Genomic DNA, 10871 nt, shown 5'->3' on the forward strand with positions numbered 1-10871 from the left:
GCTCGGCTGCTCAAGTCGGGCGTGCAGGACGCGCGCCACTACGAGAACCTGTGGGCCACGATCCGGGAGCGCCGGGTCTGGCGGGGCGAGATCGTCGACCGCCGCAAGGACGGCACGCTGTACACGGTGATCCAGACGGTCACGCCGATCCTGGATGCACGCGGTGCGATCACCCACTACGTGGCGGTCCACGATGACGTCACGCTGCTGCGCGCCGGGCAGGCCCGCCTGCAGGCGCTGTTCGACCACGCCCTGGACGGGATCATGCTGTTCGACGACGACGCCCGGGTGATCGATGCCAACCGCGCGATGAGCGCGATGACCGGCTATCCGATGGCGCAGCTGGCCACCATGACGCTGGACGAGCTGGTGCCCGAGGCGTACCGGTCCCGCTACCACGAGCTCTGGGCCCGCTTCCGTGCCGACGGGCGAGGCCGGGGAGGTGTGCCCATCGTCCGGCGGGACGGCCAGTTGCGAGACATCGAGTACCAGTCGGTGGCCGGCATCACCGAGGGCGTGAACCTGCTGATCGCGCAGGACGTCTCCGAGAAGCGGCGGGGCGAGGAGCAGCAGCGCTTCCAGGCCCAGCTGCTCGAAGCGGTCGGGGACGCGGTCATCGCCACCGACCTCACCGGCCTGGTGCGCTACGTCAACCCGGCCGCGGAGCGCCTCTACGGCTGGTCCGAGCAGCAGGTGCTCGGCCGGGCGATCACCGAGCTCACCGTGCCCGACGGCGCAGCCGCACGCGCCGAGGAGATCATGTCGCAGGTGCGCAACGGCAAGACGTGGACGGGGCGGTTCGAGGTCCGCCGGCACGACGGCACGAGCTTTCCGGCGCTGGTGACCAACGCCGCCTACCTCGACGCCACCGGGCAGCTCGCCGGGATCATCGGGGTCTCCACCGACGTCAGTGACCTGGAGCGCTCCCAGGCGTTGCTCGTCCGCCGGGTCCGGCAGCAGACCGTGGTCGCCGAGCTCGGCCAGGCCGCGCTTGACACCCACGACCCCCGGTCGCTGGGTGACCTGGCCAGCGACATGGCGGCCGAGCTGCTGGGCCCCGACGTGCCCATCCACTTCTCCCTCCCCGGCTCGGCCGCACCGCAGCGCACCACCGGCGGTGTCCGGATCCACATCGGTGCCTCCGGGGCCTTCAGCATCACCGGCCCGGGCGCCGAGGACCTGCCGGCCGACGACCACGAGTTCCTGCGCGCGCTGGCGCACATCGTGCAGGCCGCCAGGCAGCGTCACGCCGCCACCACCCAGCTCGAGCACCTCGCCATCCACGACCCGCTGACGGGCCTGCTCAACCGCGTCGGGTTCCTCGGCCGGCTCACGCATGCCCGCGCCACAGCCGCGCGCTCCGGGCGGCGCTTCACCGTGCTGTTCCTCGATCTGGACGGGCTCAAGGTCATCAACGACGGGCTCGGCCATGCGACGGGCGACGAGGTCCTGCAGCTCGTCGCTGAGCTGTTGAACAGCGTGGCGGGCCCCGCCGACACGGTGGCCCGTTTCGGTGGCGACGAGTTCGCCCTCCTCTGCCCGGACGTCGCCGACGAGCATGCGGCGAAGCTGGTCGCCGAGCGCGTCCGGACGGCGCTCGCCGCGGGCGCGTCCACCGACCGCGGGACCGTCCCGGTGACCGCCAGCATCGGCATCGTCCTCGGCGACGGCATGATCGACGACGCCGCGCTGCTCCGCGACGTCGACACCGCCATGTACGCGGCCAAGGCCGCCGGGCGCAATCGCACCGAGGTGTTCAACCCGCGGATGCAGGACCAGGCCACCGACCGCTTCCGCATGGTCCTCGCGCTGCGGACCGCGCTGGAGCACGACGGTGTGGAGGTGCACTACCAGCCCACGATCGAGGTCGCCACCGGCCGCATGATCGGCGTCGAGGCGCTGGCTCGGCTCCGGGCCGAGGACGGCAGCATCATCCCGCCCAACGACTTCATCTGGGTGGCCGAGCAGACGGGGGTGATCGACGTCCTCGGGGCGCAGGTGCTCCGACGCGCCTGTCTCGACGCGCAGCCGTGGATCGCCGCGGACCCCACCTTCACGCTCTCGGTCAACCTCGCCCCGCGCCAGCTCACCAGCCCCGACATCTCCGAGACCGTCGCGACGATCCTGGCCGAGACCGGCCTCGACCCCACCTCGCTGGTCCTGGAGATCACCGAGTCCGCGCTGCTGGCGGGCCCCGAGGTCGCAGCGACGATGACCCGCCTGCGCCGGAGCGGCATCCGCCTCGCCATCGACGATTTCGGCACCGGCTACAGCTCCCTGGCCCACCTGCGGCACATGCCGGTCGACATCCTCAAGATCGACCGCAGCTTCGTCAGCGGCCTTAAAGCCGACATCCAGGACCACGCCCTGGTCGCCGCGACGATCCACCTCGCGCACGCCTTCGGGCTCCCCACCACCGCCGAAGGCGTCGAGACCCCCGAGCAGCTCGCCGAGCTCGCCCGCCTCGGCTGCAACCACGCGCAGGGCTACCTGTGGAGCCCCCCGGTGCGAGCCCCCCGGATCTCCGAGATGCTCCACACCAGCCCCCCGGCGCCGGGCGGCCCGGCCGCTGGCTAGTCATCCCTGGCGCGAAGATGGCTCCATCGAGCCATTGCCGGTGGCGGGGCCCATGCCGACAGTAAAGACCGTAGGGATCGAATGGTGCTCGGGCCGCGGCGACCCTGACCCGTCTGGATCCAGACCAGCGCCGCCTGGCAGGGAAGGTGGGCGTGACCGAACCAGCCGGGGTCCTGGCGTACGCGGGGGCCGCGGTCTTCTGCGCGCTGGCCATCGTGGGGATGGTGCAGTGGCGCCGGCGGGGGACCGGGGCGGTGTGGCTGACGGTGACCTTCTGCGTGCTGGGCCTGGTGGCGCTGCTCGGGGTCTCGTCGCTGTACCCGCAGCCGTCCCATCCCGCCTACGGCCCTGTCACCCGGGTGCTCGCCGGGATCCTGGTGTCCGTGCCCTACCTGCAGTACCGGTTCATGGCCTCGTTCGAGACCCGCCGACGCGGCGAGGAGGCCGTGGTCGCCGTCGTGGCGGCCGCGGTGGTCGCCGGTGCCCTGCTCGTCCCCGACCTCGGGGGCGAGGGTGAGTCCTACCCCCCCGCCCTGGCGGTCTTCGTCGGTGGCGTCCTCACCTACTGGGTCGCCGTGACCGGTCTGGTCGCGCATCGGCTGTGGGCGAACGGGCGCGCCCAGCCGATGGTGGTCCGCCTGCGCATGCGCACCCTCGCGGCGGGTTCGCTCGGATTGGCGCTCGCCGTGGTCGTCTCGGGGGCGTCGCCGTCCTCCGGTGACCGGACCTCGCTGGCCATCGACGGGCTGGCCCTCCTCGCCGGCCTGCTGCTGCTGGCCGGCTTCGCTCCGCCGCCCGTCCTGCGCGCCTGGTGGCGTCGCCGGGAGGGCGCACGCACCTGGCAGCTCGCCAGCTCGGTGATGGAGGCGGTCAGCCCGGCCGAGGTCGCGGCGCCGTGCGTGCGCCACGCCTCGCGGCTGTTCGGCGGTCGGGGTGCGCTGCTCGCCGACGGGGACGGGACCGTCCTGGCCGCGCAGGGCCTGCCGCCGGACGAGGCCCGCCGGCTGGCTGCCGGGAACGCCGCCGCCACGGACGCACGGATGGTGGTCCCGTGCGGGTCGGGCTCCCTGATCGTGCAGCCCAGCGTCTTCACCCCGTTCTTCGGCGACGAGGAGACCGACGAGCTGCGCGGTGTGGCCGCGCTCGCCGAGCTGGCGCTGACCCGGGTGGCGCTGCACGACCAGGCGCGGACGAGCTACCGGCAGCTGGCCGAGGCGCAGTCCCTGGCCAAGGTCGGCAGCTGGCAGTGGGACACCGACAGCGAGCGGGTGCGGTGGTCCGACGAGCTGTTCCGCCTCTACGGGCTCGAACCGCAGGCCAGCGACATGCGCGCCGCTGACATCGCCGAGCTGGTGCACCCCGACGACCGTGACATGCTCGCCGAGGCCATCACGACGGCATGCGCGCAGCGCCAACCCTTCGAGCTGGAGTACCGCGTCGTGCACCCCGACGGCACGATCGCCCACCTGTTCGTCCGGGGCCGGACCACCGAGCTGCCCGGGGGAGCCCTGCGGCTGGTCGGCGTCTGCCGGGACGTGACGGAGCGGCGGGTGCTGGAGGAGGCGGTGGCACGCGGCGCGCTGCGCGACCCGCTGACGGAGCTGGCGAACCGCATGCTGTTCACCGAGCGGTTGTCACGGGCGCTGGCGCGCACCGGCGAGGGCGACAGCCTGATGGCGGTCCTGCTGCTCGACCTGGATGACTTCGCCGCGATCAACGACACCTGGGGACCGGCCGCCGGGGACCAGGTCCTGCGGGTGGTGGCCAACCGCCTGCAGTCGCTCGCCCGGTCGGTGGACACCGTCGCCCGGCTGGGCGCGGACCAGTTCGCCATCCTGCTGGAGGGCACCGACCTGCTGGCGACCACCACCCTGGCCGAACGCATCCGCGTCGAGCTCACCCAACCCGTGGCGGTGCCGGGCGGGGAGGTCACCGTGCAGGGCAGCATGGGCGTCACCGCCGGCGTTCGCGCGGTCACCGCCGGCGAGTTCCTGCGCAACGCCGACGCGGCGATGCGCGCCGCCAAGGCGGCCGGCAAGGGCGGGTACCAGGTCTTCGAGGACACGATGCACGAGCAGCTGTCGCGACGGCTCGCGCTGCGCGCCGACCTGCAGCGGGCCGTGTCCGAGGAGCAGCTGTGGCTCGCCTACCAGCCGATCGTGTCGCTGACGGACGGCCGCGTGCTCGCGGTGGAGGCCCTGGTGCGCTGGGACCACCCGATCCTCGGGCCGGTCAGCCCCACCGAGTTCATCCCCATCGCCGAGGACAGCGGCATGATCGGGCCGATCGGTCACTGGGTGGTGGAGCAGTCGCTCGCGCAGCTGTGCACCTGGCGCCGGCAGCGGCCCGCGCTGGCGCGGCTGGAGCTGCACGTCAACATCTCCGCGCGCGAGCTGAAGCAAGTCGCCCTGGTCGAGCGCTTCACCGCCGCCCTGGAGGCGTCCGGGCTGGATCCGGCGGCCCTGACCGTCGAGGTCACCGAGTCGGTGCTGATGGGCGAGCGCGACGCGAGCATCGCCGCGCTCGAGGCCCTGCGGCAGCTCGGGGTGCGGGTCGCGGTCGACGACTTCGGCACGGGCTACTCGTCGCTCAGCTACCTGCGCCGCCTGCCGGTGGACACGCTGAAGATCGACAAGTCGTTCATCGACGGCATCACCCTCGGCCCGGACGACGCCGCCCTGGCCCGGGCCATCATCCGCATCGGTGAGACCATGCACCTCGGCGTCGTCGCCGAGGGCGTGGAGACCGCCGCCCAGGCCACCCGGCTACGCGCCATGGGATGCCTCGCCGCACAGGGGTTCCACTTCTTCCGACCGCTGCCCGCCGCCGAGCTGCCCGCCGCCGTCACCGCGCCGGCCGACGTGGGCGCCGCCGCCTCCTGAGACGTGAATCGCCCGGCCTGCCCGTCACCGCCGGGGGCTGCTACGGTCGGCGCATCCACGTCTGGGAGGCGTCATGAGCGAGGTGCTTGTCCTCGGCGCAGGCTTCGGCGGGCTGGCGGCCGCCCACGAGCTGCGCCGGCTGCTGCCCCCGGACGACGAGGTCGTCGTCGTGGCGAGCAGCGCGCAGTTCTTCGTGGGGTTCGCCAAGCTGTGGGATCTGGTCGGGGCCCGCGCGCTGACCGAGGGCACCGCCCCGCTGGAGCACCTGGACCGCCACGGCATCCGCTTCGTGCACGCTGCGGTGACCGGCATCGATCCGGTCGAGCGCCGCGTGGAGACCGATGCGGGACCGATGACCGGCGACGGGCTGGTCGTCGCCCTCGGTGCCGGCTTCGCCCCCGCGCACGTCGCGCTGCTGGCGCAGGGCGGGCACAACCTGTACGACGCGGACGCGCTGCCGGCGATGCGCGCGGCCCTGGACCAGCTGACCGCGGGCCGCCTGGTCGTCAGCATCCTCGGCGGGCCCTACCTGTGCCCGCCGGCGCCGTACGAGGCGGCGCTGGCGATCGACGAGTGGCTGCGCGCGCGCGGACGGCGTGACGCCGTGGACCTGGCCATCTCCACGCCACAGCCGCTGACGCTGCCCGTGGCCGGGCCGGACGCCAGCCGGTACGTCGCCGACCAGCTCACCGACCGTGACGTCACGGTGCTGACCGAGCACGCCGTGGAGGCGATCGAGCCGCGGACGGTGCGCTTCCGGGGCGGCACGTCGCTGGACGCGGCGGTGTGCTTCGGGGTCCCGGCCGCCGCCCCGCCGCCGGTGCTGGCCGCCAGCCCGCTCGCCGGCGCGTCCGGATGGGCCGAACCCGACCCCGCGACCTTCCGCAGCGCGTTCGCGCGGGTCTACACCGTCGGGGACTGCACGCTCGTGCCGACGGCGACCGCCCAGCTGCCGAAGGCCGGGGTCTTCGCCGAGGCCGCGGGCACGGTGGCGGCGCGCAACCTCGCGGCTGACCTGCACGGCGGCGAGCCCGCGACGTTCGACGGGCACGGCTACTGCTACCTCGAGCTGCCCGGCAAGCTCGTGGCGACCGTCACCGGGGACTTCTACGCACACCCGCGCCCGGCGGTCACGCTGTCCCCACCCGACGCGGCCGCGTACGCCGCCAAGCAGCAGTGGGAGGCCGACCGCCTGCGGACCTGGCTCGGCTAACGACGTGTTTGGCTGCTCACCGTCTGGACTCGGGTCGCTCGTTGATCGGGGGGTCGGGGTGGAGCCGCGGGCGACGGCGGGATCACCGAGCGGGCTCGGGTTCGTCGCCCGCGGCGATGCCGGATCGGCAGGTCGGGCCGATCAGGCAGGACTGGTGCGGTCGCGGTAGGTCACCATCGCGGCGACCCAGACGACCAGTCCGATCACCCCGACCGCTGAGGTGACCGAGCCGGTCGCCAGCGCGATCGGCTCTCCGAGGTCGACCGTGCCGTCTCCGGCGAGCGTGACCACGGCCAGGAGTCCGGCATGGGACATGCCGGTCAGGAACATCGTCAGCCCGATGCGGGCGAGGCGATTGGGCATCGGCAGCCGTCGCTGGATCGCACGGGCGATCACCAGCGCAAGTGGGGGTGCGCACAGGGCTGCCGCAGCCGTCTGGGTGCCGATCACGATCGCGGCGACGATCGCGGCGGCGAGCAGTCCGGACGCCGTCAGCATGACCGCGTCACGCCGCGGTGGGGTCGGTCGCGCTGCGACGTCGCCCTGAGCGGTGGCGTCGGCCGCGTCGAGCAGGGCGGGGATGAACACCGCCAGCCCGAGCAGCGGCAGCACGATCGTCCAGAAGAACGGGAAGGTCGGCAGCGTCCCGACCGCGATCAGCGTCGAGCCGAGGCGTCGGTTGCGGCGGCGCAGTCGGATGCCCACGAGCATGCCGATGCCCAGCGCGGCGATCACCACCCCGCCGACCGCGGCACCAACCGTGCGGTCCTCGTACGGCAACATCACGCCCAGCACCGTCAGCATCGCACCGAGCACGCCGGCGATCGCCAGCCACCAGTTCGCCTTCATCCATTGACGCATGGGTCGTCCTCTCGGGTTGGGCGACCGATCCCGAGAAGTCGCGATCTGTGCCTGCCGCCAGAGCAGGTCGGCGGGCAGGCCCGCCAGGGTCCGCGCCACCATGCTGGTGGCCACGGCCGCGGGGGAGGCGCCGACCTCGCCACCCCAACGACATTGTTCAAAGCAGTCCGACGCCAACTCCTCCAGGCGCCGATCACGGGCCCCGCCGTCGACGCCGCGGGTGTACAGCCGTGCCCAACCGAGCACCAGCGCCTCCGCGCGGTCCGGCGCGGTCATGTGCCGCCCTCCCAGCGGGGTTGGCCCGGGGAGTGGGCCGTACCGTGTTCCTGCCGCCACGCGGCCAGACGGCGTTCGCCCACGCCGGTGACCGTGTACAGCCGGCGTCGCGGCCGGCCCTCCTCGTGGGCGAGCCCGGCCTCCTCCCACCGCGACACCAGCAGCCCGTCGTCCTCCAGCCGACCCAGCGCCTTGTACAGCGTCCCGTGCGACGTCAGCTTCCGTCCGGCGCGACCGCCCGCGATGCGATGGGCGAGCTCGAAGCCGTGGAACTCGTCCTCGCCGTCGCGCCGGCCGGCCAGCCCGGCCTCGAGGATGTCCACCTCGATCGGCAGCAGTGCCCCGGGCTTGCGTCGTGGCATCGGATGCACCCCCAGCAGGAGGGAGAGGACTCGGTGAGACAAGAATAGGAAGATAGGGGTCCGGAGTCAAGACCTTCTTGTCCGGGCATCCTGTCCAGCACCGGCGCCACGCCCCGCGCGCAGCAGCAGCGACGCGGCCGTCACCGCGACGGCAGCCCCAAGCGCCGCCGACGCGCCCAGGTACAGGGCGGCAACCAGGCCGGCGAGCAGCAGCGCCCCGCCGACGGCCACGCGCCACGGGCGCGCCGTCACCGGCACGGTCGCCCGCCGGCGTCGCTCGAAGGCCACGACCGCGAGCAGCACCGGCCCGACCATCAGGGTCGCCAGCCCGATCCACAGCAGCCGCGCCGCCCAGAACGCGGGGTCGCCCGGGTCCCCCGCGTCGACCGGCAGACCGAGGCGCACCGCGATCGCGGCGGCCGGCACCTCGGCGAGCTTGTGCCACAGGTACAGGGGCATCCCCAGCGCAGTCAGCAGCGCGACGACCCTGCCCGACCCCCGGGCCGCCACCCGCCGGGCCAGGGGCTCCAGCGCCACCACCATCCCGACCTGCAGCCAGATGACCCCGAGCAGCGCGAGCGTCGGCGGCAGCACGTTGCTGGATCCCGCCAGGTCCCCGCCGACCATCGCGGTCGGATAGCCCGCGCGCACCGCGACCAGCAGCCACAGCAGGCCCAGCGCCACCAGGCCCGCACCGCCCGGGGACCGCAGGCCCTTCCTGCCCCAGATCACCCCCAGCTGCTGCGGGACCAGCCACACGAGCATCATGTTCAGCCACCCCGGCCCGCCGGCCACCGCGGTGACCTGGTCGCCCAGTCGGCTCAGCGTGGCCGGGGTCACCGGTCCGGCGGTCAGCGCCCGCACCACCTCGACGCCCCCGGCCGCCACCACGAGCCCCAGCACGACCCGCCAGCCCCACCGGCGGTCGGCCGCGACCGCCGCCGGCAGGCACGCCTGCAGCGCGAGCAGCATCACCAGGAACCACAGATGCACCGTCAGCGACTGGTCGAACACGTCGATGAAGCGTGCGGTCCCCGCCCAGATGGCGGCAGCGCCGACCAGCAGCGCCAACGCCCACAGGTAGGTGGCCGTGGGGCGGGCGAGGCGCAGGGCGCGCGCGCCCCACCAGGCCGAGAGCGTCACTCCCTCCCGGTTGACCCGGTCGGCGGAGTGCGCGGTCACCGCTGCGGACACGAACATGAACAGGGGCACGACCTGCAGCACCCAGGTGAGCAACCCGGCGGTCCGCCACACGTCGAGCAGGTGGTCGGCACCCTGCAGGCCCCCGTCGACCCGGGGCAGGGTGGCCAGCCAGTGACCCAGGACGACGACCAGCAGCGCCCCGGCGCGCAGCGCGTCGGCGTAGCGGTCGTGCGACCGGGCCGGCGGCGCGGCGGACTCGGGCCCCCCCGCTCCCGCCCTTCCCGCCGCACCCGCCGCCATCGTCGCTCCCGCATGGGCCACCCGGCACGCTCGGGACAATGGTACGCCCCGGCGCGCAGCCGGTCCGCCGCCCGGCGACTTCAGTTTCCCGTCCCTGGTGCCGACAGACCAAGGGGCGAGCAGCGGACGGAGGTGACGGTGAAGCGGACCTGGACGGCCGCGGCGGTCGCCGCCGGCGTGCTCCTGCTCGCCTACCTGCTCGCCACCGACCCCGTCTGGCGCCAGAGCGCGTGGCTGGCGCTGGTCGCCGGGGCGACCGGCTCGGTCTACGCCGGCATCCGCCTGCACCGGCCACCGACCCGGCGCCCCTACGTGCTGCTGCTCGGCGCCCTCGTCCTGCTGACCGCGGTCAACGTGATCGAGTTCCCGGCGTGGCACGCGAGCGACTCGGTGCTGACGGTCGCGACGGCGTTGGAGCTGCTCGCGTTCCCGACCATGGGGCTGGCCACCCTCGACCTGGTCCGCCTGCAGACACCCCACGGCGACCGCGAGGGGGTGATCGACGGCACGATCGTCATGGTCGCCCTCGCCACGCTGCTGTCGGGCACCGTGAGCGCCGCCGCGCTGGTCGAGCACACCTCGATCCTGTCCTACGCCCTGCTCGCGGTCGCCCCGATCGTCCTGGCCGGCGTCGCCACCGCGGCCATGCGGCTGCTGCTCGTCGGCAACCAGCGGCTCCCTGCCACGTGGCTGATCGCCGGCGCCCCCCTGCTCGCCCTCGGCGGCCACGTCCTGCGGACCCTCAGCCAGTCGGCCGGGACCTATGCCCGCGGGGGCTGGGAGGACCTGCCGATCGGGCTGTCCTACGGGCTGGTCGGCCTGGCGGTGCTGCACCCCACGATGGTCGCCCTGGCCGGTCCCGCGCCGACGCGCCCGCACCGACTCACCCACGGGCGGGTGGCGATCCTCGGCCTGGCACTGCTCGCGGCCCCGGCCACCATGGTCATGACCGGCAGGACCGTCCTGCCGTTCATCGCCGCGGTGGTGCTGTCGCTGCTGGTCCTCGTGCGCCTGTGGAGCCTGGTCATCGAACGTGAGACGGGCCGCGACGAGATGCGCCGGCAGGCGGCCCACGATCCCCTGACCGGCCTGCCCAACCGCACCTCGCTGCTGGAGCGGCTGGACGACGTCCTGGCGCGCCGGTCGTCGGCGGATCCCGCCGACGCCGTGCTGTTCCTCGACCTCGATGGCTTCAAGCGCGTCAACGACGCGTGGGGCCACGCGGCCGGCGACCAGCTGCTCGTCGCGGTCGCTGAC

Annotated in this window: 7 protein-coding genes; 4 read left to right on the top strand and 3 right to left on the bottom strand. The window is 73.8% G+C overall.

Features of this window, described 5'->3' with window-relative positions:
* Window positions 1–21 precede the first annotated feature (21 nt).
* From WD250_02075 to WD250_02085, 3 genes are all read left to right on the top strand, one after another.
* Complete coding sequence (locus WD250_02075) at window positions 22–2577, top strand: EAL domain-containing protein (GenBank protein MEX2618983.1); 2556 nt, start codon at window positions 22–24, stop codon at window positions 2575–2577.
* A gap of 152 nt (window positions 2578–2729) precedes the next feature.
* Complete coding sequence (locus WD250_02080; GenBank protein MEX2618984.1) at window positions 2730–5459, top strand: EAL domain-containing protein; 2730 nt, start codon at window positions 2730–2732, stop codon at window positions 5457–5459.
* Between the two features lie 73 nt (window positions 5460–5532).
* Window positions 5533–6672, top strand: a complete 1140-nt coding sequence (locus tag WD250_02085) for an FAD/NAD(P)-binding oxidoreductase (GenBank protein MEX2618985.1) — start codon at window positions 5533–5535, stop codon at window positions 6670–6672.
* Between the two features lie 141 nt (window positions 6673–6813).
* Here the strand turns inward: WD250_02085 and WD250_02090 are convergent, their stop codons facing one another.
* The 3 genes from WD250_02090 to WD250_02100 form a co-directional block, all read right to left on the bottom strand.
* Window positions 6814–7809 (bottom strand): hypothetical protein, encoded by a 996-nt coding sequence (locus WD250_02090; GenBank protein MEX2618986.1) that lies wholly within the window; start codon window positions 7807–7809, stop codon window positions 6814–6816.
* The gene (locus WD250_02095) at window positions 7806–8171 is read right to left on the bottom strand and encodes a helix-turn-helix transcriptional regulator (protein MEX2618987.1); all 366 of its coding nucleotides are present in this window, start codon (window positions 8169–8171) and stop codon (window positions 7806–7808) included. The genes WD250_02090 and WD250_02095 overlap by 4 nt, the downstream gene beginning before the upstream one ends.
* Before the next feature lie 66 nt (window positions 8172–8237).
* Complete coding sequence (locus WD250_02100) at window positions 8238–9635, bottom strand: acyltransferase (protein ID MEX2618988.1); 1398 nt, start codon at window positions 9633–9635, stop codon at window positions 8238–8240.
* A gap of 111 nt (window positions 9636–9746) precedes the next feature.
* Between WD250_02100 and WD250_02105 the strand changes: the two genes are divergently transcribed.
* Window positions 9747–10871, top strand: a 1125-nt coding sequence (locus WD250_02105) for a GGDEF domain-containing protein (GenBank protein ID MEX2618989.1), incomplete at its 3' end; no start/stop codon positions are given.

The organism is Egibacteraceae bacterium (assembly GCA_040905805.1).
Lineage (GTDB): Bacteria > Actinomycetota > Nitriliruptoria > Euzebyales > Egibacteraceae > DATLGH01.